Below are 23,336 nucleotides of genomic sequence, written 5' to 3'. Positions count from 1 at the left end.
CTCCCGATGGCTATCCGCAGACTTATTTATCGAGCTTTTCGAAGATCTTGTTCAGCTTTTCTTCGAGCGTTGCGGCGGTAAAGGGTTTAACCACGTAACCATTGGCGCCGGCCTGTGCCGCTGCAATGATGTTTTCCTTTTTGGCTTCTGCCGTCACCATCAGCACCGGCAGGTGCTTGAGACTGTCATCGGCGCGAATCTGCTTGAGCATTTCCAGACCGTCCAGGTTGGGCATGTTCCAGTCAGAGACCACAAATCCAAAGCTGTCGCTGCGCAGCTTGGCCAGACCATCGACGCCGTCTTCGGCTTCATCGACATTGTTGAAGCCAAGCTCCTTGAGGAGATTGCGTACGATACGACGCATGGTAGGAAAGTCATCTACCACCAGAATGTGAATGTTCTTGTCAGCCATGTCCGTTATTTCCTTTTCAAATAAGTGCGCTCGCGCGCGAGTCAACGATTCTGTAGTGCCGCGCTAGACGCGCAGCGCCTGACGATTGTTGCCACCCAGCTGTGCCAGCGCCCGCTCGCACATGCTGGTAATGGGCACAACCTCACATGCAGCGCCCAGCGCGATGGCTTCACGCGGCATGCCAAATACCACACAGCTGGCCTCATCCTGGGCCAGCGTCCAGGCACCGGCTTCACGCATCTTCAAGAGCCCCTGAGCACCATCCTTGCCCATGCCGGTCAACAGCACACCGATGGCATTTTTGCCGGCACTGATGGCGGCAGATTCAAACAGCGCGTCAACGGAAGGCCTGTGGCGATTGATGGGCGCTTCATGGTCCAGCGAAATGACATAGTTGGCACCGCTTCGAACCAGACGCAGATGCGCCTCACCACCGGGTGCGAGGTAGGCATGGCCGGGCAACACACGCTCACCATGTACAGCTTCTCGCACACTGATGCGACACAGGCTGTCCAGACGTGCGGCAAAGGATTTGGTAAATCCGGCCGGCATGTGCTGGGTGATCAATATCGCCGGGCTGTCCGAAGGCAGTGGCATCAGAAATTCTCGGATGGCTTCCGTGCCGCCCGTGGAGGCCCCAACGATCAAAAGTTTCTCGCTGGAATACAGCGGTGCACGAAGCGCGGCCGGCGCAGGATTCGATGAAGGCTGAGCCACCTTGAGCCTGGCTTTTGAGGCCGCACGGATCTTGTCGGTGATGGCATGCGCGTACTCGGCCATACCCTCACGAATGCCCAGCTGAGGCTTGGTAACAAAGTCCACCGCACCGAGTTCGAGCGCCCGCATGGTGATTTCCGATCCCCGCTCCGTCAGGGAGGAGACCATAACGACTGGCATGGGGCGTAGACGCATGAGTCTTTCCAGAAAATCCAGTCCATCCATGCGCGGCATTTCGACATCCAGCGTCAGCACGTCGGGATTGGTCCGCTTGATCAGATCACGAGCCACCAATGGATCCGGGGCCGTGGCGACCACTTCCATATCGGGCTCCTGATTGATGATTTCGCTGATCAGGCTTCGGATCAGTGCCGAGTCGTCAACACACAATACCTTGATCTTGCTCACCGTCCTGCTCCTTTCATGCCTGCAGCCGCGACCAGCGGATGAACTGCATCTTCAACCAGCGCATTGATCAACGTCTTTTCACGACGACAGACCGTGTCACTACCGTTGAGACGCCTGACCCTTACCTGACCCGTTCCCGGCAGATAGTGCACGCGACGTGCATGGCTACCATTGAGGTCCTGCGCAAGCACACGAATGTTTTCACGATCAAGCCACGCCATGACAAACTCGGCATTGGCAAATCCGATGCGCGATGCCATACCGGCAATGACCATACCGCCCCCGAACACCTTGGCTTCCAGCCTGTCGCGACGACCGCCCAGCCGACAGATTTCGTCGATCAGGGTACGCATGGCATGTTCGCCATAGCGCAGTTTCGGCCCACTGGTGTCATGGCTGCCATCTCCGGGCAGCATGTAGTGATTCATGCCACCGACACCTGCGACACTGTCGCGAACACACGCAGAAACGCAGGAGCCCAGCACCGTCGACAGCACCATGGGTTTTGAAGCCACGTAATACTCGCTCGGCAACAGCTTGACGGCGTCAAGACTGTCATCACGGTCAAAGTAAAAGTGGTTGGCCAGGCCTTCCTGCTCGCGAAATTTCATGGCCGGGAACCCGGACCTGAAGAGAGCCCATAAACAGTATGTCCCTGCAGCCGGAAGGCATCGGTCAGGTAAGTAAAGTTTTCGGAATGCCCGGCAAAAAGCAGTCCGTTGGGTTTAAGCAATGGCGCAAACCTTTCCAGAATCCGTTTCTGGGTAGGCTTGTCGAAATAAATCATGATGTTGCGGCAGAAAATGGCATCAAAGGGCCCTTCTACGCTCCATCGTGCTTCCAACAGATTCAGCTGCTGATATTCCACCATGGCCGCCAGCGCTGGATTGACCCGTGCCACGCCAGACCTGGCCCCCACGCCACGCATGAAAAACCGCTTGCGCTGCTCCATCGACAGCTTCTCGATCTGAGCGATCGGATAGATACCGGCCGCCGCCGTGGCAAGCGCCTTGGTATCAATATCGGTGGCCACAATTTTGGCGCTTTGTGCCTTCGACCCGAGCGCCTCGGTCAGCGTCATGGCCAACGACCAGGGCTCTTCGCCAGTAGACGCCGCGCAGCACCACACCTTGATGTTGCCGCTTTGGGCACGGACGTGATCGGCCAGAATCGGGAAGTGATGTGCTTCGCGAAAAAAAGAGGTCAGGTTGGTCGTCAGCGCGTTAACGAAATGTTCCCACTCCGAGGACTCGGCATGGCCATCCAGCAAATCCAGATAGGACTTGAATTGATTGAGCCCAAGCGTGCGCAAGCGACGTGCCAGACGGCTATAGACCATCTCTTTTTTATGTAACGCCAGTGCGATACCTGCACGCTCATGGATCAAGCGCCTTACACGCTCGAAATCCTCATGCGTCAGTTTTAAATCGCGGCTTTCAGCGACTTCTGTCACGTCTTTTACTCCGCATCACTTGAAGTGATTAAAAGGTTGTCCAGTCCTCTTCTGCCGCCCCGGACACTGACTCACCCTGTGAGCGAGCGATCCCTGTCCTTGCAGGAGCAGAGGTGCCGGGCCGGCCAGACCTGGTACGTGACGACGTTGAAGCGTGTTTGCTCGATTCTCCGTCGTGGGCTTCTCTTCCATGTTTTGATGAGGAAGCTGCCCTGCCTGAAGCTATTATCGGCGTGTGAGCGCTTTCCTTGATCCTGAAAAGACTGACAATTTCATTAAGGTGATCGGCGTTTTGACGCATCGACTCCGATGCCGCCGAGGACTGCTCGACCATGGCAGCATTTTGCTGCGTCATTTCATCCATGCGCTGAATGGCCTGACCGATCTGATCTATGCCATTTTTCTGCTCACGAGTGGCTGCTGAAATTTCCTGCATCAGCGTCGTGACTCTATGTACGCCGCCGACGATATCAGTCATGGTGGACTGCGCTCGGGCCACCAGTTCACTACCGGCGTGGACTTCAACCGAGGATTTATCGATCAGATCACGAATTTCACTCGCGGCCTGGGCGCTACGACTGGCCAGTGAACGCACTTCGTTGGCGACCACGGCGAACCCCTTGCCCTGCTCGCCGGCGCGGGCCGCTTCTACAGAGGCATTGAGCGCCAGGATATTGGTCTGGAAGGCAATACTATCGATAACCCCCACGATATCGGAGATGCGCGCCGAAGCCTGGGTAATGCCCTCCATGCGCGTGACGACATCGCCCATTTCGCTGCGGCCACGTTCGGCCACGGTCGATGCCTCATTCGCCAGTTTCGAGGCATCACTGGCATGCTCGGCGTTGTGCCCGACCGTTGCAGTCAACTCCTCCATGCTGCTGGCCGTCTGCTCAAGTGATGCCGCCTGCTCCTCGGTGCGTCGGGAGAGATGCTGATTGCCGGTCGCCAGCTCGCTACTGGCGGGAGAGATCACACCAACGCTGCCCTTGACGTCACGAACCACACCCAGCAGGCACTTGCGCATGGTATCCAGGGCAACCATCAGGTGATCCTGGCTCTGACTGGTTGCCTCAAGATTGCCACTGGAAATCTGTCGACAGCACACCAGGGCCTGTTCAAGCGAGCGCTGGGCACGTCGTATCATCAGGGTGCCTGCCGCCGCGGTACCCGCCGCCAGCAGCGTGGCACCGATGGTAAGCGTGCTCATGAGCGCCGATAGTGATTGTTGGGTCGACAGCATCTGATAATCCGCCACCAGAAGACCCAGCAGGAACAGAGACGAGACCGCACACGCGCTTCCCAGCCATCCAGCCTTTTGGGCCGGCGCCATACGATCTATCCGATGCGCCCAGCCCAATGGCCCTGCCGGCGTAATGACCCCATGGACCAGTGTCCACCCCTTGCCCTGACCGCTATTGATGCGTCGATATACCCGTTCGGCATATGCAATGGACGCCTCATCAGCCTTGATGCGCACTGATGCATATCCCTTGAGCTGGCCCTGCTCGACAATGGGCATGACCGTGGCTCTGACCCAGTAGTAGCCACCATCCTTGCGCCGGTTCTTGACCATGCCGGTCCATGTCTCCCCATCGCGCAGGGTCTTCCAGAGATTGGCAAAGGCAATGGGCGGCATGTCCGGATGGCGCACAAGGTTGTGAGGCGCCCCGATCAATTCATGACGCTCGAATCCACTGACTTCGATAAAGGCGGGGTTGGCATAGATGATATTGCCGTCCGTATCCGTCTGGGAGATCAGAAACTGCTGCTCATCAAGCACGTAGTGCTTGTCATTGATCGGTTGATTGTTACGCACGGCTCGATCTCCTGAAATGAACTCGATGGCCGGCCATTGCCTGCCGACATGTCTGGGCATATCAAACTATGTTTCGGGCAAAACAAACCAAGGATTAGCGTGTTTTAAAGTACGCTATTTTCTCAGGCATAAAAAAAGCGCCAGCACATGCTGGCGCTCCTGGAAGCAGCCGGATCGATCAGACAGCCTTGTCGATCAGAGCCATCTCTTCGCTGCTCATCAACTTTTCAATATCCACCAGAATCAGCATGCGATCGTCCAGACTGCCCAGCCCCATCAGGTAATGGGTAGAAAGGGTCGAGCCAAATTCCGGTGCCGGTTTGATCTGCTCACCCGTCAGCGCCAGAACATCAGAGACGCCATCGACCACCACACCCACCACGCGGTGGCCGATATTGAGCACGATCACAACGGTTTGTGCCGTATAGTCCGCGTTGCCCAGTGCAAACTTGAGGCGCAGATCCACGATCGGAACAATGACCCCGCGCAGATTGGTGACCCCCTTGATAAAGGAGGGCGCATTGGCAATGCGCGTGACCCCTTCATAGCCGCGAATTTCCTGCACGCTCAGAATATCGATGCCGTACTCTTCCGAGCCCAGGCGAAAGACCAGAAACTCATGACCCTCACCTTCCAGCTGTACCTTTTCGATAGCAGAAGCTTCCATTATCTCAACTCCCATGTGCCCGACTCATCGAGCAGAATTAAAAGTGACTGTTCGTTTTACGCCTGGATCAGTGCAGTGCAGCGGCACCACGATGATGCCCGGTGTGGCTGCCTTCACGATCCTGAGGTGTACGCGACAGTGCCGGAATGTCCAGAATCAGGGCCACGCTGCCATCGCCCAGTATGGTGGCGGCGGAGATACCGGGGACACGTCGATAATTGGTTTCCAGATTCTTGACCACCACCTGGTGTTGCCCGATCAGCTGATCGACCTGCAAGGCAAAGCTGCGACCTTCGCTTTGAACAATCATGACAATGCCTTTGGTCACATCCTGCTGCGCATCAGGAATATCGAAAACACGATAAAGCTCGACCAGCGGCAGATATTCACCACGAACATGCAGTACGCGATCATTGCCCGTCACGGTGCTGATATCTTCCGGTCTGACCTGCATGGACTCCTTGATGGCACCCAGCGGCAGGATATAGACCTCTTCTCCGACTCGAACTGACATACCGTCAAGAATGGCCAGCGTCAGCGGCAGAACGATCCGCGTCGTTGTGCCCTGTCCGGGACGGGAAAGAATGTCGACATGCCCGCCCATCTGGGCAATATTACGCTTGACCACATCCATGCCGACCCCACGGCCTGACAGGTCGGTGACCTGCTCGGCCGTCGAGAATCCCGGCGCAAAGATCAGCTGCCAGACATCGTCATCACTCATGGCATCCGATACGGCCAGGCCGTTCTCACGCGCCTTGTTCAGAATGCGCTCTCGATTGAGGCCTGCGCCATCATCACTGATCTCGATCAGAATATTGCCGCCCTGATGGCTGGCGGAAAGGGTCAGCTTGCCTGAGGCAGGCTTGCCTGCAGCCAGGCGACGATCAGGCGTTTCGATACCGTGATCAAGACTGTTGCGGACCAGGTGCGTCAGCGGATCGACAATCCGCTCGATCAACCCCTTGTCGAGTTCAGTCGACTTGCCCACCGTTTCGAGCTCGACCTGCTTGCCCAGCTTGCCGGCCAGATCACGTACCAGCCGCGGGAAGCGGTTAAAGACGACATCCATGGGCATCATGCGGATCGACATGACTGCTTCCTGCAGGTCACGCGCGTTACGCTGCAGCTGGTTCATGCCGCTGAGCAGACTGCCATGGGTGACCGGATCGAAATCGGATGTGCCCTGTTCCAGCATGGACTGGGTAATGACCAGCTCACCGACCAGGTTGATGATCTGGTCGATCTTTTCGATCGAGACACGCAGGGAGGCATTTTCGCTGCTGGCAGCAACCCTTTGCTCGGGCTTTTTGGCCGCAGGCGCAGCCGCTTTGGCAGGCTCTACCGGGGCCTCAACGCCAGCGGGTTCGACCGCAGGAGTCTTTTCTGCCTCAGGTGTGGCGTGAACAGGTTCTTCCTCGACAGGCCATTCCTCGGCTGTCATTTCCAGACTGTCGTCCGAGGACGCTGCTGCCGCGTTTTCAAACGTGATCTGGTCGTCGTCAACCACGAAACACAGTACGGCGCGGATATCTTCCTCACCCGTGGCGGTTTCCAGTCGAACGGTCAATACCTCACCGGCATGCTGCTGTTCCAGCACGGTTCCAAAAAGCGCCAGTTCTTCTGCCAGACTGGTGGCATTATCTGCCGCCACACCGGCAATTCGGATGACCATCGCACCGCCCGGTGCAGGGCCTGTCATGGAGGGCTGATCGGTCGTTGTGGCCGAAGCCGCCGCGCTACCGCCGTGGCCCTTTTCTTCGGCCAGAGCCTTCAGGGTGTTACAGATACGCTCGTAGGCGGCGCTGTCCGGCTCGGTCTGTTGACGGTAGGCATTGAGCTGATCGCTGAGCATATCCTTGGTTTCCAGAAATATGTCGATGGTGGTGGGGTCAAGGGTCAGTTCGCGATGTCGCGCCTTGTCGAGCAGGTTTTCGAACAGGTGCGTGGTTTCCTGCAGCACGGTAAAGCCAAATGTTCCCGCGCCACCCTTGATGGAATGTGCCGCTCGAAAGATGGCGTTGAGCTGTTCGCCGTCAGGATCGCTGGGATCGATCTGCAACAGCTGCTGCTCCATATCGCTGAGCAGTTCCTCGGCCTCTTCGAAAAATGTCTGATAGAACTCGGTAATGTCGATGCTCACGACTGATGCCCTGCCCTGCTTCTGGATTCGATCCCACGCTCGACTCGAGCGCACGCGAAAGTGCCTTCAAAACCTGCCGTCATGATGCTCATGATTGTGTCGTCTGTTCTGACGCCCCCGAAGTATTCAGAGCGCCCGCGCCCTGGGTGAGTCCGTCGATGGAAATCGGCGTTTTGTCACCATCAATAATGGCCGGCGCGCCCGGGGCCATGTTTTCTTCTTCCATCATTTTCTGCGCTCGGCTGTTGAGCACCAGAATGCTGATCCGACGGTTAAGCGCATTGTCTTTTTCACCCGGCATATTCATGGTGTCCGCCATGCCGATGACACGTAGCAGCTTCTCGGGCTCAAGCCCTCCCGCGACCAGTTCACGCCGTGATGCGTTGGCGCGATCGGTTGAAAGTTCCCAGTTGCTGTACCCCTTGAGACCGGCAGCAAAAGGGAGGTCATCTGTATGCCCTGACAAAGTCAGCTTGTTGGGCAGCTCATTGAGCAGCGGCGCAATGGCGGTAAGAATACGATGCATATAAGGTGCTACACGCGCACTGCCCAGCTCGAACATGGGACGCCGCTGACTGTCCACGATCTGAATTCGAAGCCCTTCGGGCGTCAGATCCAGGCGCATCTGTGAACGCAAATCGCGCAGCGCCGGGTCCTCCTGCATCAAGGCTTCAAGGCGAGCCTTGAGCCTGCTTAGCGCCGACATGTCTGGCGCCACGCTGCTGTTTTGCTCAATGGTGATCCGGGAGCGCTCACCGTCGCTGTGCATGACATCATCGCCCCCGCCCGGAATGGCACTGTCACTGGCCGAGTTGCGGTCCCCTCCAGCCAGTGCCACCTTGAGAGGCGTCCGAAAATATTCGCTGATCTGCTCGAATTCGGCTTTCGATGTACCGGCCAGCAACCACATCACCAGAAAGAAGGCCATCATGGCCGTCATGAAATCGGCGTAGGCAATCTTCCAGCTACCATGCGAACCATGGTGGCCGGCAGCCTTTTTGCGACGTACAACAACGGGACGGCGATGCTGGCTCATGATTTATCCCTGCCCATTGCCACTGGGCTGTGAACGAACGGCGCGAACATGCTCCTCCAGCTCGCTGAAGCTGGGTCGCTCGGTTGAATAAAGCACCTTGCGACCAAACTCGACGGCAATCGGCGGTGCGTAACCATTCAGATTGGCCAGCAGCGTGACCTTGATACACTGCAGCATTTTCTCGACTTCACCGATCTGATGCCTGACATGAGTCGCCAATGGCGTCACGAAGCCATAGGCCAGCAAGATGCCCAGAAAAGTACCGACCAGAGCCGCCGCGATCAGCGGGCCTACCTCTTCAGGTGTCAGACCTTCGGCACCCAGTGCATGTACTACCCCCATGACAGCGGCCACGATGCCAAAGGCGGGCAGGCCATCACCTACACCGGAAATCGCATTGACGGGAATTTCGGCTTCATGCTGGAACGTCTCGATTTCGTGATCCATAAGTGACTCGATTTCGAAGGCATCCATGTTGCCGCTGATCATCAGGCGCAAGTAGTCGGTCAAAAACTCCATTAGCAAAGGGTCTGCCATCAGTTTGGGGTAGCGAGTAAACAGTGGGCTTTCTGCAGGACTTTCAACATCGCGCTCAAGTGCCATCATCCCCTCCTGACGACCCTTGGCCAGTAACAGGTACAAAAGCGCCATGAGCTCCATGAAAAGCTCCTTGTTGTATTTGACGCTTCCCTTGAGCTTTGGCACGACCCTAAGAGTTGCCTTGATCGCCTTGCCATTATTACTGGCGATGAAAGCGCCCATGGCAGCTCCACAGATGATCACGATCTCGGCCGGCTGCAATAGCACGGCGAGATGACCACCCACCATCATGTACCCCCCGATTACCGAGGCAACAACAGCAACATATCCAAATAATATAAGCACGGTAATTCCTCAGTATTCAGAATCTGGAGATATCATCGGCCAAAAGTGGTTTGTCTTGAGCGCCCATCTCATCAGTTTCTTCAGGGGAAAAGGGATATGACGTCTGCTGCAATACGTACCCGACTCTCGGGAAGATACCGGCAAGGTTAAAACCTTTTATGGACTATCAAAGGCAGGACTAGCTTCTGAAAAAGGGGCTATTTTTCTTTTTTGAAGGGGTGAGCGCGAAAAGCAGATGGCATAAAAAAACCCCGACGGCGAAAGCTGTCAGGGCGGTGGAAATATTGGTAGCCACAGGCCATCAGGATGACGATGAAGCTATCCTGGCATCACTGCGCGCCACTTTCCTTTCTAATACGCTCTCTCTCGGCAGCACGACGGGTTTTTCCGGCTCGAGACGGCGGCTGGCAGATTCCACAGACAAAGTCCTGATCAAGACTATGTGCATGGTTAACGAATCTGCCACTGCATGAGGTGCACGAAGAGAGTTGCATCATGTCGCTTTCAAAAAAGCGTACCAGCGTCCACGCCCGGGTCAGTCCCAATACGGCTTCACCATCTTCCAGCATGGAGATTTGCTCAAAATAGAGCCGGTAGGCCTTGATGATGGCTTCCATTCGATCACAGCGACTCTGTTCCCGAAGAGAAAGATAAATATTGTAGAACAGTGACGAGTGGATATTGGGAAGCCACGTGATAAACCAATCCGTCGAAAAAGGGAGCATGCCTTTCGGCGGTGAAACACCCCGTACTTCCTTATAGAGACGGATTAATCGCCCACGGGAAAGGTCTGTTTCGGTTTCAAGCACCTGAAGCCTGGCGCCAAGCTCGATCAGCTCGATCGCCAGCTGGATATCACGTACTTCATTGATGACGCTTTTATCGGCCATGATGGTGCCCCTTTTTCAGCACCACCTCCTCCTCGTCATCATGCATGCTGCCGGCCAGCAAAATGGCAGCGTGGGTGCGCTTGAGATCGTCTTCGCGCTGCTGCGTCGTCAGCGATGCGAGCTGAGCAGGATCAACCAGTGCAAAGTGGCACAGCAGCTGATTGGAGTTCGCAAGCTTTGCAAGCTGTGAAATGGGTAATGATGCCAGGGTATCCGCCATCTGCTCGCTCAGCTTCAGTCTGAACATGGCAGCAGAACGGTCTTCGTTCAAAAGCCGTTGAACTAGAAGCAGATAAGACAGATTGACGTTACGAATATCGTCCAGCAGATGGCTTGTGGTCATCATGTTCCCTTCCCCTCGTCTTGAAAATTTATCCGTGTCGCGACAGGTACAGCGGCGATTGTTCACGCTCTTGACCGTTTTCCGTGACAGGATCATTGCCAGGTGAGGCGACACTATCCAACCGAAATGTAACGCCCCGTTACTTTCTGCAATATTGACACATCATACTTTACTACCACAACCCTTTTTTTGATTAGTACGGAAACAATGTTTTCCTACGACTCTTATTAAGACAATAGCAGAGAAATTACTCAATAAAATCAACGTTAGACGAAAAGGGCCCAAAAAGGGCCCTATTTCGTCAAATGAAATAAATTGTTTTGTATCTTTGCGTTAATATAGCGTTTCTTTGCGTGCTGCTAGAGAGAGGTGGCGTCACGCTCAAGCTCATGTATCCAGCACAGAAGCTCTGCCAGCGCCAGATACAATTCCCTGGGGATGCGATCATCGAGATCGACATGCAAAAGCAGATTGACCAGCTCTGGTGATTGATGCACAAAGATGCCGCTTGCCTGTGCTTTTTCAATGATGGCATCGGCCGTCGTACCATACCCCTTGGCCACCACACGAGGAGCGTCGTTGCCATCATGCGCGATGGCAACAGCGCGCTGACGATCATTGGGATAGCCTTTTGATGCTGTCATGTTGTTCCACTCCCATGATCATTTGAGCCCTGAGGAGTGAAATGCAGGTTGGCCAGTTGCAATCCGGCTCCGGCCATTCTTTCATCAAGCTGGCGCCCCTGAACGGTCATCCAAGCCAGATGAGGCAGCTCTACCCTACCGCTGACGTTGATGACCTTGTCCTGAAGACTGATTTCAAGGTCAACATGTCCCAGGGTAGGCAGCGTCAATCTCAGCTTCGAGCGCCAGATCCGAGGCGTTTCATCTGAACGCTCACTATCAGCCGCCTCGAACTGTTGCTCGATTTCCCAGTGCACAGGTATCTGAGGCGTTAGAAAGCCTTCCCATCGAACCAGAGAAGACGTCATGAGCTCCAGCTGATGACGCAGAACTCCCTGAAGGTCATCCTGGCCAGAGGTCATGGTGTGTTGTCTAACACCTTCTCGTTCAGAGGAAGTCATTGCGGCTTGTGCTGCAGGGCGCTCGCGCATGGCTACGAAGAAGGTATCGTATGCCGGATCGGCATCGGAAGGTGTCTGGCTTCCAGCCGCAGCAAGCTGGAAAAACCTGTTTTGTGGTTCCTTGAGCAACGCTTGTTGATTGTATTGCCCCAGAAGCCATTGACGAAGGTGCGACTCATAAAAAAGCCCGCTATGCCTGATCTGCGAGGCGAGCGTCGCTGCAAGTGCGGGCGCTTTGGGCGACTCTTCCGTCGGCAACAGGACCGAATCAGTGCTAATCACAGGAGCCGTGGCAGGAAATTTCTCCAGAATGCGCGAAATGGCTCTGGCTTCAGCACTGAAATGCGTTCTGGAGGATCCGGGCGTGCTATCCGAAGCGGTGTCCTGAAAAAAAAGACCCTGACTCGAAGTGGTCACACGAGCAGATGCCTTGTCAGGTAGTTTGGCTCTTGCCGCCGCATCATCGCTATGGCGCTCCAGCGTTTCATCAGGCGTATCCGAGGTACCATGACGCACGGCCGGTGCATAGGTCACGCTTCCCAACGGCAAATCGGGTTGCCTTGAAGCAACCCGATCCAGATCCGCACGACGCCCCAGAACATTATGAAGCAAGGTATCCAGCAGTGGCGTAATGGTACTCATGACTATTCACCCATTGGAGCTGATGTCGCACTATAAGCACGACTGACCTGCTGCTGCACCCGGCTTTTTTCCATGAGCTGGCTGAGCTCATCAAGCCTTTGCTGCAATAACAAATGAAGCTGTTGGTCGTTTTCCAGAAGCTGGGCAAGAATTTTTTTCTTGTAGGCCTGGCGCTCGCTATCCAGGGTTATCTGTTCGTCGCGCACTCGAAGCCGATCGATTTCACATAGATAATCATGCTCAAGCTCAATAAGTTTGTGCCACTGCCCAGTACCGGCGTGACCCAGCATTTCCTGGCTCACACTCAGGGCCCGCTCATAGCCATGGATGATCAGAGCACGTTTTTTTTCCATATCAGCCCTGAGCTGCTGCGGCAGGTTGCTGAGAAGCCGTACCGATTTCCTTCCATGCCCCGGAAATATCGCTTAAAAGGCTTTCCACATGCTCAAGCAACGCCTTGTCATTGGAGACATTGGCCTTGAGAAGCGAGCGTGACATATATTCATAAAGTGATGACAGCCGCCCTGCCAGCTCTCCACCACGCGTCATGTCCAGGCTGGCCCGCAACCCACCATCAATGATATCGATCGCCTTTGAAATGGCCATGCCTCTGCCAGCAATGTCATGGTGATCCATGGCCCATTTGGCCTTGAATATGGCCGCCATGGCACCGTCGAACAGCATGACGATCAACTGATGAGGAGAGGCGCTCATGGCCCCTGTCTCCACTCCTACAGATGCGTAGGTGCTTGCCCCTCTTTGTGTATACATAACTGGTATCCGTCGCAGTAATCGTATTATGAAGCTTTATTGAGTGCGTCAAGCTGCTGAGCAAGGTACGACTGAGTATTGTTGAGCTGAGACATCAGCGAATCGAGTTGCTGAAACTGCTTCTTGTAGCGTTCCATGGTCGTGCTGATGCTGTCCTGCATCTTGGCACTACGGTCCTTGAGACTTTCTACCGAACTCTTCAAGCCTGTTTGGGCACTACCGACAACCCCATTGTCAGACAGCATCTGCTTGATGCTGCTATCCAGCCTTGAGGCGATACCGTTGGTACCGTCTCCGCTGAAAAGCCCTTTCATGCCATCAAGGTTCGAGGAAAGCGCCTTGTCCAGCTTGGCTTCATCCGTAATCTCAAGCTTGCCACTTTTAGTGAGATCCTTGCTAAAACTGACGCCGGCTTCAAAAAGATAATTCATGCCGCCACCATCGACCGCGCTGCTCATGATGTTACGAAGCGTGCTTTGAACAGAGCGAACATTGCTGTTACCGGTTAACGCAGCGCCTCTGAAGCTATCCCCTTCGCCAGTAGGCTTTGTCAGAGAAGTGATCTTGTCAGCCAGGTTGTTGTAGGCCGTGACAAAATCCTTCACCGCCGTTTTGACGCTGTCAGTGTCCTGATTAACCGTCAGTTTTGTTGATGCTCCTGCAGCTGTCGTTTCGGCAAGATCAAGGGTGACCCCCTGAATAGCCTCTTTTACCGTATTGGTTGAGCTTGTAATGGCCAATCCATTAACGGTAATACTGGCATCCTGCGCTGTCACCGTCGTTTCAGCCCCACTGAAAAGCGACTTCAGATCACTATTGGTACTATCAAACGACATGGTTGAAGCGGCACCTGTCGTTTGAGAATTCAATACCAGTCGGTAAGGGGTTCCACTGCCGTCGTTGATGATGGAAGCTGTGACACCGGCATCGGCTTTATTGATGGCGTCGCGAATACCACTCAATGAACCATCGGTAATATCAATATCAGTAGACTTGCTTCCAAGATTGATGGTCAATTGACCGGTGCCAACAATACTGTCGGTGTCGGCGCGTCCCGCTGTAGCTCGTGATTCAGCTGTCGCAAGACTATTGACCTGAATGTCATAACTGCCTGCAGCTGCCGTACTGTCGGCTTTTGCCGTCAATGCCGAGCCACTGACCTGCGTTGCAAAGCCTTGATAGAGTTTTGAGTCGTTGAGCTTTTGGGCTGCAGTCTGAAAGCTTTCAAGCGAATTCTGAAGCTGGCCAAACGCAGATAGCTTGGCATTGGTCGACGAAAGCTTGGCTGTAATCGGTTGCAGCTTGGTTTTTTCAGACTTTTCCAGACCGTCAAGTAGTGATGACAGATTAAGGTTGGAACCGACACCCAGTGATTCGATAGCCATTTATAACTCTCCGGAATGGTGAATCCTGGCAGGCAGAAGCGGATTCATTGTTCTCTTGGTGACACTATCGGCAGCTATCGCAGAATATTTAAGGCGCGGTGCCAACATAGTGACTCAAAAAACCCGGTTCATTCCATTTCTCGGCAAGCCCTCGCCCAAGAGCAATGAAATCCGGGTTAATCAGTGAGTGACGCTGATTATATTGAAGCGACTCTTCAACCTTATACGTCTCGGTGTTCAATCGAAGAACGGTGCCGCCGGCTTCTTCGAGGATAATGTGCGCAGCTCCCGTATCCCATTCACATGTGGCACCGGGCCTTGGGTAACAGTCGGCTGCACCTTCTGCAATGCGACAAAACTTGAGAGAACTGCCTACGCCTTCAAGCTCATGGGGCGGTAGAACCTTCAAAAGGCGCTCGAGTTTGTGATTGCCATGAGAGCGACTTCCTACAATGCGAAGGCGCTGTTCGGGCTGCCAGGTAGTCGTGGCAATACGCTTTGCCGGCTCATCCGGATTTTGACGCCATGCCCCCTTATCTTTCACCGCATACCACATGGTGTTCAAAACAGGAGCGGCAATCACTCCGAGAATCGGCCTGCCCTCATGGATCAGCGCGATGTTGACCGTAAATTCACCGTTTCGGTTGATAAACTCCCTGGTGCCGTCCAGAGGATCGATCAGCCAGAAGGTTGTCCACGACAATCTGTCTTCAATGTCAGAGTCTACTGACTCTTCCGATAGCGTGGGCCATGAAGGAGTTAAAACGGACAGGCGTTGCGAGATTAATCGATGTGCTGACAAGTCAGCCTGAGTTAGAGGACTGGTGTCCTCTTTTTCAGTCACTTCTATCGGGCTCTGGTAGACCTCCAGGATAGCGTCACAGGCCTCCCAGGCAATTTTCTTGATGGACTCAACCAGCTTGTTCATGAGTTCGTTTCCTGTCCCACTTGTTTGAACACTATACGTGGTACATCAATGCCAGCCGAGCCTGTTGGGCTATTTTGCATAAGCCGAGCAACACTGATTTTGGGTGTCTTATCACGCAATCATCGTCTGAAAATCAAAAAGCCCCGATACAGGCTTTAAGCCTGTATCGGGGCAAATGTACTGCAATTACTTTATCAAGCGGTCGTATCAGGCCACCGGCTTTTTACGAAGAACGCCCTGGTAAACAGCAGCAAGAAGCTTTTCCGGCATGAGCCGCAACGGAGCTCTTTTGAGCACGTTCATACACATGGTACCGGGGCCTACAAATCCCATATCAAGAAACTTCTTCTGAAGCTTCACATCCTGCTTGAAATAGTGCCAGCCACGACGTCTTGCCAACATGCCATTACCAACACGAGCGTTGACCAGAATATCGCTGACATTATCGATATGGCTTCCCTGGCAAAGCAGGCGCGCCCAAAGATAATAGTCTTCAATTCCAAGAAAGTGCTGATAACCACCGGCCTTGAGAATAGCGGCACGGCGAAACATGACCGTCATGTGATTGACCGGACAGCGCGAACGAGCAAAGCGTGCCACCTGTTCCTTGCCGGTAGGTAGCTCACGTATGGCATGAGGTTTTTGCGGATCTTCGTTGAATTCGGCAATTGCACCACCCAGCATGTCAACTTCAGGATGGGCCGTCATATAGTTGACCTGCAATTCGAAGCGACCCGGACAGCAGTGATCGTCGGTATCCATTCTCGCCACAAGATCGTTACGGCAGTGTTCAAGCCCTGTATTCAGAGCCTCTCCCAAACCTTTATTTTGAGGGAGTTTGACAGAAACAATATTCAGTGTGGGGCGATAGTCATCAAGCGCGTCATGCAGCTGATCGTTGATGGGACCGTCTTCAACAATGACAACCTCATCAGGTTGCACACTCTGTGTCCTGATGCTTTCAAGGCACTCACGTAAAAAGCGCGGCGACTCCTTGTCATATACAGACATCAACACCGAAAATTTCATTTGATCGTTTTCCTGCTTATTGATTTGGCAGCCACATCGTCTGCCATACACCTGATATAGACTGCCAGGCGTAACAGCGATCAATGTCGGCATACTGTCTTCAAACGGATATTGGCATTCGCAAATAAATTACTTGCGCCCGGACATGACGTTGCTATAGAACTCGGCATATGCCTTGCCCATGGCTTCACCGGTAAACTTCTGCAAGTATCTCTTGTACCCACCATCGGCCAACTCTTCACGATGGTTGAGCGCAAAACGGGCCGCGCTGCCAAGAGAATCAGGATCTTCAAGGGTGAAGAAGGCAGCTTGATCTCCCATAATCTCTCTAAAAACATTGATATCACTACAGATGCAGGGCAGTTTGGCCTCCATTGCTTCCAATAAGGCAAGCCCGAAGCCTTCGCTCCGACTGGGCATAATGTAGGCATCATAATGCGGCAGAAAAGCAGCAATATTGTTGCGGTGTCCGGCAAACCAGCAGCGTTCTGAAACCTTCATTTCCTCGGCAAGCTCAATCAATGTTTGCCGATAAGGCCCATCTCCTACAATAACAAGAGCACAATCAGGCATATCGACCAAAGCTCTAATGACCTGATCTATCCCCTTGCGTTGAATAAGATGGGCGTTGGTCCCTAGAATGTGATATTGACTACCCAGCTTTTTAAGCCTGGTATCGTCTTCCGAACTAAGCGAACTTACATGAGGTAGTTGGCCAATTCCATTGTGAACCACATGCAGCTTTTCCAATGGCAAGCTACTCGAATAGAAATCCTTGGCATCTTGCGTTAATACTGCCAGCGAACTCATTCGACGCCACGTGGCCATCCATACGGGTGTAGCCAACATTGCCACTTTCGGTCCATAGATGTTGAGAAGCTCATCTCTTGCATAATTGTGCAAAGTGGAAACATGCAAGGATTTCTTGCTAAACATTCCTGCATAAGCTGACAGCACATCCGGGCGTATACCGTGAGAATGAACAATGTCGAAGCCTTTCAGCACATTAATATTACGAAAGCTTATTGGTTTAATGCCACAATTTGCTTCAAGCGTCGATGGTCCACGCAGATAAAAAATAGTCGATTCCATACCAGACGGCAGGTTATCAACAATGTTTTTAACAACGTAACCAGGCCCATTTGGCTTGAACTCAGTAATAATCTGGGCAATTTTCAATATCGTCTCCATGCCCTAACCAAACTGACGCGAGGCTGTAGTAAGAAAGTTGAAGGCCGAGCTGAACAGAAATGTTGGCGCGATGCCTACAAGGACGAACAAAATCCGCATGAGGAGTCGTTCACTTTGGGTTTTCATGGCCCGATCCAGATTCATGGCAAAGATCGGGACAATAACCACCAATAGCATCATGCCAATTCTTTCTGCCTGAGCTCCACCCAAAGCGGGTATAAACGCCAAAAAGGTAAAAATGGCGTACGACAGAGAGATATTGTTTTTCAAAAACCGCTTAAAATTGAAATTGGAAATCAAAAAAGCGATAAAGGACATGGCAATAAATACCATCAAATACGCGTAAGTCAATGGCAAACCAGTAGTACTTGATGATTTGGCAAACTCGCTATCTGCCAGAGAGGAATAGTAAACCCCGCCCAGCATCAACAGATACAAAAAGGAAAAGACGCCTTTGTGAAACATGCTGAGTTTTGGAACCGTCATTCCCTTTGTGACCGCAAAAAGATAGAGCAAAGGCATATATACAATTGATGCATTATGGGTAAACAGCGCCAGCAACCCAAAGAAGCCCGCTACAAAAAGATTTCTGGCTCCAAAAAACGCATACAATATAAACATACAGGCAATAAGCTGGCGGTATACGTTTTCATACCCCATCAGCACTGGAAAAAATACCAGCATAAATGGAGCCACATACAGTGGTATACCCAGACTCTGCTTGCGGTTGCCCACTGCATAGAAAAGAAGGGTTAACCATATAATATCGATCACCCAAAGTGTTGTGACATCGTCCCGAATCCATTCATACAAATATCCGGAACCAAACCAATACACAAATTCTCGCGTATAGTATGTTGACGCCGTCGCAAAGTCCAATGTACTGGAAAGATATTTAGCATAACCAGCCATATCGTAGTCAAACCCTGAATTACGAACAATCCAGAGATAGAAAATTGCAATACCATAAACAATCAGCACAAGTGGCGTTCTTTTATTTAAAAAGCAATAAATAAACGAAAGCACACACAAGACTAGATACCATGTCAGCTCAGCAGTCATATACTAACCCATCAGGATTTTTTTAATCTGGCTACGGCTTTATAGGTGCCAAGCAAACATGGCAACAAAAAGAATAAACCAAGCTTATCAAGCATATCTCCCGCCAACTTGATCGTTTTGAACTTTGGCTTCAAAAGTTCAGGCATAATGCGATCCGAGAAAAATCGATAGGCACCATGGTCCTTCAGAAGGGCTGCCAATACAAAATGACGCTTGGCAAAACCACTGATATGCCGGGGATCCTCAAGATATTTGCTCATGAATACCCTGCTGGCTTCCATGTTCATGGAACCGCTCATACGGCCATCACGATCACAGTTCAGGCGCACACCCGGAACGGGATCATACCCCCAGGATCTGCTGTGTTCGGCAGTATCGATTAAAAAACCCCAGTCCTGATGCTTGTTCAGACTTTCGTTAAAACGAAAGGTATCCTTGCGCTCTGCCAAGAAACTGATGGTCGACGTTCTTATATCCTTATCTTCAATGAAAAGGTAGTGACGCGGATCACGTACGTCAGGCTGTTCAATGAAATCCCTCTCTCCGTCAATTGAAACATCTGTATAAGCGCCGAAACAGAAATCATGCTGATGCTGGTTCATAAAATCCAGACGTTCACTCACATAGTCCGATTTAAAATGATCATCAGAATCCAACAGAAAAACATGACTGCCTGAAGCTCGCTCTATACCTATATTCCTTGACACGGCAGCATTCGACTTTTGATCTTTCTTTATCAGAATAGTATTCGGTGAATCTATAACAATAGATTCCAAAACCTGAACATCATCTGAGCAGTCATCTACCAGAATGACTTCATAATCGTGCCCACCTGCAGATCGATGAACACTTTCAAGTGTGTCTTTTATAAAGCTACTGCTACGGTAAGTAGGAATGACTACTGAAATTTTCATTATCTATGACTCGATTATTCTGAGCGTAACTTGATTTTTCTTAAGGGCTTTTTCAATATTCGAACAAAGAACATAATCGACTCGTTCTTAAGCACCCAACCTGCAGCCAAGGTAATAAACAATTGAAGAAACCCAAAGATTGTTAGCTCACAGAGACTGGAAAGCGTTTTACTATCCATAAAGCTAAATGGTGAAGGCATTATATATACAGCACCAAGCATGATGCCTAGAACAACAAGGGAAAGTAATGCTGTGGCGGGCATGCCTTTTAATAGCAAGCCCATCCTGAAATTCTCATTTTTCACATGCAATAACCAGAAGCACTGCACAAAATTAAGAACACTGGCGATTGAGAGCAACAATGCTACCAAATAAAGACTCTGTAGATAGACGCCCATTGCGATAGCAGAGACGCTCGTAATCGAAGAGAAAACCCCACAGTAGAATAGTGATCTCGTTTGCCCCAGGGTTTGCCATATCCCTCCGGTGGTCGCCAATACAATTTGAAAAATCAAAAAGGGCGTCAAACATTGAAGAATGACCGCCGACTTCTCCCATCCCGGACCATAAAGAACATATATAATTTTATCTGAAAACAGAAAAATATAAATGCCGACAAAAAGCCCGAGAAAGAATATTTTGTTTACAAGGCCATTATAACTTTTTGCAACTTCCTTCTGGCCAAAAGTACTGTATACCGGCTGGAGTGCTGCGGTCGCAATGCCTGCAATATTCTGGATAGGAAGCATCATCAAACGATAAGCCATATCGTAAAGGCCTACTGCCGCTTCACCAATGAATTTGGAAATCAGAATTTTATCAGAATTTCTGGAAAAGTAATTCAGGAAATTGAACATGAACTGGTAAGTAGAAAACCCCAGCACTGTTTTGAATCCAGTCAGTGCTATTTTACCTATCAAATTTTTCCAACCGGCATATATGCATACCAGAAAGAATCGCATACCGGTATGGATAATGGACTTCCATACCAATGCATATACGCCATATCCTCGATAAGCCATAATGCATGCGATAGCACCTGACACAAGAGCGCTAATAAGTGTAATAATCGCTACGGCGCTAAACCTTTTCTCCCGGCGCAATAATGTTTCAGGCACAATTGAAACAACAGAGAACAGAATCATGGCACCAATCAGCGGCATGACACTGAAATAAATATCGTTATCGAAAAAATCGACAGCGATAAAAGCGCCGGTTGAAAAAATGAAATATAGTGCGATTCCCAAAGCGAAGCAAATCAGGAAAAGCCCTCGTATTTCTTCAGCGGTCAGCTCTTTATGATAGATAATAGCTGGACCAAGCCCCATTTCCCCTAAAAGATTAAAGAAAAAAATAATAACCATAACAGTGGCAACAACACCAAACTCGCTTGGTGTCAAAAACCTCGCCAGCACCATGGTAACAGCAAACTGTACAATAAGATTCGAGTATTTTTCGATGAAGCCAAAAACAAAACCGGACTTTAAATCCCGGTTCATTGCATCCGTATTACTCATTTGACTTCCTCACACACCGCGATATAGCTCAAGTATTTTTTTACGATTGGTATCGGTACTGAAATTAGAAAGTAAATCGTCTACCTGTTCTTTTTTGAGCGGTGGATGTGAGCTTTCAATTATATTTATAACAGCCTGATAAATGGCCCGGCTGTTTTTTGCTTTGATAATCTGTGTCATCGGTTCATAGGGCGCTTCACATATAGTATCTGGCAGGCCCCCACTATCAGTCACAACTATAGGTAATCCAACGGATATAGCTTCAAGCACAGCGATCCCAAAGCTTTCCTCCTGACCAGTTTCTTCATCCTGAACAGAAGACTGAATATATATATCGCTGGAAGAAAGCTCTTCAAATATTTTTTCACGTGGCAGATCTATTTTAAAATCAACTGCACTTTCCAGTCCAAGATTGGCCGCCTGGTGCCTTAGCATATTTTCCAAGGGTCCAAATCCGATCAGCTTGAGGCTGACCTGTTTGTATCCATTGTCATGCAGCATCGACAGGGCATCGATCAAATATGTTTGACCTTTAAACCCTACAAATCGACCTATATTAACAATAGAAATTTCGCTATCAACTTTGATTTTCTTTTCTTCGAAGTCGGCCAGGGAGATATTGACACAATTAGGGAGCACAATAATCTTGTTGCTCGAAATGCCAAAAATATCCTGAAGTTTCTTTTTCAAATAATGAGACGGTGCCGTAAAAAAAATATTGTCATGCTGCTGACATTTATAGACCTTTTCGACGTATTGAGGCTGGCCATAAAGCTTATTATTCACAACATCGATACCATGTGTCGAAATAATAACGCGGCCATGAAAGCCTTTTTCGATCAAATCGTGTATATTTTCAAAAAAGTAATTAAAGTGACTATGCAGTACATCCGGCTGGAGATCATCAACTACTTTTTGCAGCTTCCGCTGCTCAAACACATGGTAATCGTTAAAGATCTTACGACGGCCACGCTTCGAAATTTTCTCAAAGATATTACGACTGTCTATGTCAAAACTAATTACCTTACTGAAAGGACGCTCAATCTTATTAATATGTCGATTGGTGACTACATGGTTATCGACGCCCAACTCTTCCATATCTACGATAAGATCGTAAATAAAAGTCTCGGAAGAGTTTGAGAAATCAGAAACAAGATGAAGCACTTTCATCAAGATACATCCTTGTTAACAGCTTCTCTGTAATTTTGAAGCTCTTGGTCGTCACCGTGCTGGAAATAACCATATCGCTCGTCAAAGTTAACCGGCTTTGTACGACCGAAGCCAAAAGGGAAAACGTCATATCCTCTGCCGTACTTGAACAACCAGTATTGCAGCTTGTTCATCAACTTGTTTTTGAAAGTACTGTAGTCTCTTTGAAAGAAGAAGCTTTCCGGCAACCACTGCGCTACTTTTGTGGAGGCGATCGCAAACTTCATCTCGGGAGTAATGACTTCATCAGTCGCCTTGATCCGCGCATAAGCATTTAAAAAACGAGGGATGGCAGATTTTCGAATGATCATCATTGATTGCTGCAAGGGCTGAGGTGTATTGCCTCTATCTCCAAACATAAAATCAGAATTCATATTGTCAATAGCATGTTCAACAATGCCATTGCCGAAAAGCAATGCGTCCTGCTCGACATACACCCAGTAATCAGCTTCACTCGCATAAGCATAAGCCAAGCCTACGAAAAAACACCTTGTGCAGCCGGCATATTTCCCTATATGACTTGTGGAGTGCCCTCCATTCACATCCATGCTGACAAACTCCATACGATCATCGTCAGGCAATTCAGGAATGGTAGGTGAAGCGGAATCAACCACAATAATTTTGGTGGGTGACGTATGACGATTTATCGATTCATACCACTCGCGAAAAAAAGCAACGCCCCTGATTTCACTTGAGCCATATTCAACCCTTTTTTCATTCTCAGGTGTCTTTTCACCACACCACCACCCAGAGTTGATTATATAACTATATTTAGACATGCTAATCCCACACAATACGAATCGTTTTGTCGCGCGATATTATTTTATACCG

The 23,336-nt window shown here is 50.8% G+C and carries 24 protein-coding genes; all 24 read right to left on the bottom strand.

The features are described from left to right. Positions 1-22 precede the first annotated feature (22 nt). Entirely contained in the window at positions 23-412 is a 390-nt protein-coding gene (gene cheY / locus B9H00_RS16260) for a chemotaxis response regulator CheY (protein ID WP_086622964.1), read from the bottom strand. A 63-nt stretch (positions 413-475) separates the two neighbouring features. Further along, the gene (locus tag B9H00_RS16255) at positions 476-1,537 is read right to left on the bottom strand and encodes a protein-glutamate methylesterase/protein-glutamine glutaminase (protein ID WP_086901538.1); all 1,062 of its coding nucleotides are present in this window, start codon (positions 1,535-1,537) and stop codon (positions 476-478) included. Continuing rightward, complete coding sequence (locus tag B9H00_RS16250) at positions 1,534-2,148, bottom strand: chemotaxis protein CheD (RefSeq protein ID WP_086901537.1); 615 nt, start codon at positions 2,146-2,148, stop codon at positions 1,534-1,536. Before B9H00_RS16250 ends, B9H00_RS16255 begins: the two co-directional genes overlap by 4 nt. Next, positions 2,145-2,990 (bottom strand): CheR family methyltransferase, encoded by an 846-nt coding sequence (locus B9H00_RS16245; protein ID WP_086901536.1) that lies wholly within the window; start codon positions 2,988-2,990, stop codon positions 2,145-2,147. Before B9H00_RS16245 ends, B9H00_RS16250 begins: the two co-directional genes overlap by 4 nt. 28 nt (positions 2,991-3,018) lie before the next feature. Continuing rightward, positions 3,019-4,809, bottom strand: coding sequence for a methyl-accepting chemotaxis protein (locus tag B9H00_RS16240; protein WP_169713450.1), 1,791 nt, complete (start codon positions 4,807-4,809; stop codon positions 3,019-3,021). Positions 4,810-4,987: 178 nt separating this feature from the next. Continuing rightward, the gene (cheW, locus tag B9H00_RS16235) at positions 4,988-5,491 is read right to left on the bottom strand and encodes a chemotaxis protein CheW (RefSeq protein WP_407656531.1); all 504 of its coding nucleotides are present in this window, start codon (positions 5,489-5,491) and stop codon (positions 4,988-4,990) included. Positions 5,492-5,543: 52 nt separating this feature from the next. Then, positions 5,544-7,613 (bottom strand): chemotaxis protein CheA, encoded by a 2,070-nt coding sequence (gene cheA / locus B9H00_RS16230; protein ID WP_086901944.1) that lies wholly within the window; start codon positions 7,611-7,613, stop codon positions 5,544-5,546. A 94-nt stretch (positions 7,614-7,707) separates the two neighbouring features. After that, positions 7,708-8,655: a flagellar motor protein MotB gene (motB, locus tag B9H00_RS16225; protein ID WP_086901533.1), complete on the bottom strand. Its 948-nt coding sequence runs from the start codon at positions 8,653-8,655 to the stop codon at positions 7,708-7,710. Between the two features lie 3 nt (positions 8,656-8,658). Further along, entirely contained in the window at positions 8,659-9,540 is an 882-nt protein-coding gene (motA, locus tag B9H00_RS16220; RefSeq protein ID WP_086901532.1) for a flagellar motor stator protein MotA, read from the bottom strand. Between the two features lie 329 nt (positions 9,541-9,869). Then, the gene (gene flhC / locus B9H00_RS16215) at positions 9,870-10,430 is read right to left on the bottom strand and encodes a flagellar transcriptional regulator FlhC (RefSeq protein WP_086622972.1); all 561 of its coding nucleotides are present in this window, start codon (positions 10,428-10,430) and stop codon (positions 9,870-9,872) included. Further along, positions 10,420-10,776 carry a flagellar transcriptional regulator FlhD gene (flhD, locus tag B9H00_RS16210; protein ID WP_252997352.1) on the bottom strand — a complete coding sequence of 119 codons (357 nt, stop codon included), beginning with the start codon at positions 10,774-10,776 and terminating at the stop codon, positions 10,420-10,422. The genes flhC and flhD overlap by 11 nt, the downstream gene beginning before the upstream one ends. A 356-nt stretch (positions 10,777-11,132) precedes the next feature. Continuing rightward, on the bottom strand, positions 11,133-11,417 hold the full coding sequence (locus B9H00_RS16205) for an EscU/YscU/HrcU family type III secretion system export apparatus switch protein (protein ID WP_086901530.1): 285 nt from the start codon (positions 11,415-11,417) through the stop codon (positions 11,133-11,135). Then, positions 11,414-12,274, bottom strand: a complete 861-nt coding sequence (fliK, locus tag B9H00_RS16200) for a flagellar hook-length control protein FliK (RefSeq protein WP_157663239.1) — start codon at positions 12,272-12,274, stop codon at positions 11,414-11,416. The genes B9H00_RS16205 and fliK overlap by 4 nt, the downstream gene beginning before the upstream one ends. 227 nt (positions 12,275-12,501) lie before the next feature. Continuing rightward, the gene (gene fliT / locus B9H00_RS16195) at positions 12,502-12,852 is read right to left on the bottom strand and encodes a flagellar protein FliT (RefSeq protein WP_086901528.1); all 351 of its coding nucleotides are present in this window, start codon (positions 12,850-12,852) and stop codon (positions 12,502-12,504) included. Position 12,853: 1 nt separating this feature from the next. Next, positions 12,854-13,213 (bottom strand): flagellar export chaperone FliS, encoded by a 360-nt coding sequence (gene fliS, locus B9H00_RS16190; RefSeq protein ID WP_407656530.1) that lies wholly within the window; start codon positions 13,211-13,213, stop codon positions 12,854-12,856. An 83-nt stretch (positions 13,214-13,296) separates the two neighbouring features. Continuing rightward, positions 13,297-14,655 carry a flagellar filament capping protein FliD gene (fliD, locus tag B9H00_RS16185; protein WP_086901526.1) on the bottom strand — a complete coding sequence of 453 codons (1,359 nt, stop codon included), beginning with the start codon at positions 14,653-14,655 and terminating at the stop codon, positions 13,297-13,299. 88 nt (positions 14,656-14,743) lie between these two features. Next, complete coding sequence (cysQ, locus tag B9H00_RS16180; RefSeq protein WP_086901525.1) at positions 14,744-15,583, bottom strand: 3'(2'),5'-bisphosphate nucleotidase CysQ; 840 nt, start codon at positions 15,581-15,583, stop codon at positions 14,744-14,746. A gap of 207 nt (positions 15,584-15,790) precedes the next feature. Then, on the bottom strand, positions 15,791-16,612 hold the full coding sequence (locus tag B9H00_RS16175; RefSeq protein ID WP_157663238.1) for a glycosyltransferase: 822 nt from the start codon (positions 16,610-16,612) through the stop codon (positions 15,791-15,793). 129 nt (positions 16,613-16,741) lie between these two features. Next, positions 16,742-17,791, bottom strand: coding sequence for a glycosyltransferase family 4 protein (locus tag B9H00_RS16170; RefSeq protein WP_157663237.1), 1,050 nt, complete (start codon positions 17,789-17,791; stop codon positions 16,742-16,744). A gap of 15 nt (positions 17,792-17,806) precedes the next feature. Beyond that, positions 17,807-18,865, bottom strand: coding sequence for an EpsG family protein (locus B9H00_RS16165; protein WP_086901522.1), 1,059 nt, complete (start codon positions 18,863-18,865; stop codon positions 17,807-17,809). 11 nt (positions 18,866-18,876) lie between these two features. Next, on the bottom strand, positions 18,877-19,779 hold the full coding sequence (locus tag B9H00_RS16160) for a glycosyltransferase family 2 protein (protein ID WP_086901521.1): 903 nt from the start codon (positions 19,777-19,779) through the stop codon (positions 18,877-18,879). 14 nt (positions 19,780-19,793) lie between these two features. Then, a complete protein-coding gene (locus B9H00_RS16155) occupies positions 19,794-21,296 on the bottom strand; it encodes a lipopolysaccharide biosynthesis protein (RefSeq protein ID WP_086901520.1) in 1,503 nt (500 codons plus the stop codon). 9 nt (positions 21,297-21,305) lie between these two features. Further along, positions 21,306-22,466, bottom strand: coding sequence for a glycosyltransferase family 4 protein (locus B9H00_RS16150; protein WP_086901519.1), 1,161 nt, complete (start codon positions 22,464-22,466; stop codon positions 21,306-21,308). After that, on the bottom strand, positions 22,466-23,284 hold the full coding sequence (locus B9H00_RS16145; RefSeq protein ID WP_147376590.1) for a hypothetical protein: 819 nt from the start codon (positions 23,282-23,284) through the stop codon (positions 22,466-22,468). Before B9H00_RS16145 ends, B9H00_RS16150 begins: the two co-directional genes overlap by 1 nt. Positions 23,285-23,336: the final 52 nt, after the last annotated feature.

The organism is Kushneria marisflavi (assembly GCF_002157205.1).
GTDB lineage: Bacteria > Pseudomonadota > Gammaproteobacteria > Pseudomonadales > Halomonadaceae > Kushneria > Kushneria marisflavi.
The sequence above is the reverse complement of the archived record's forward strand: the minus strand, read 5'-3'. Positions and strand labels throughout refer to the sequence as shown.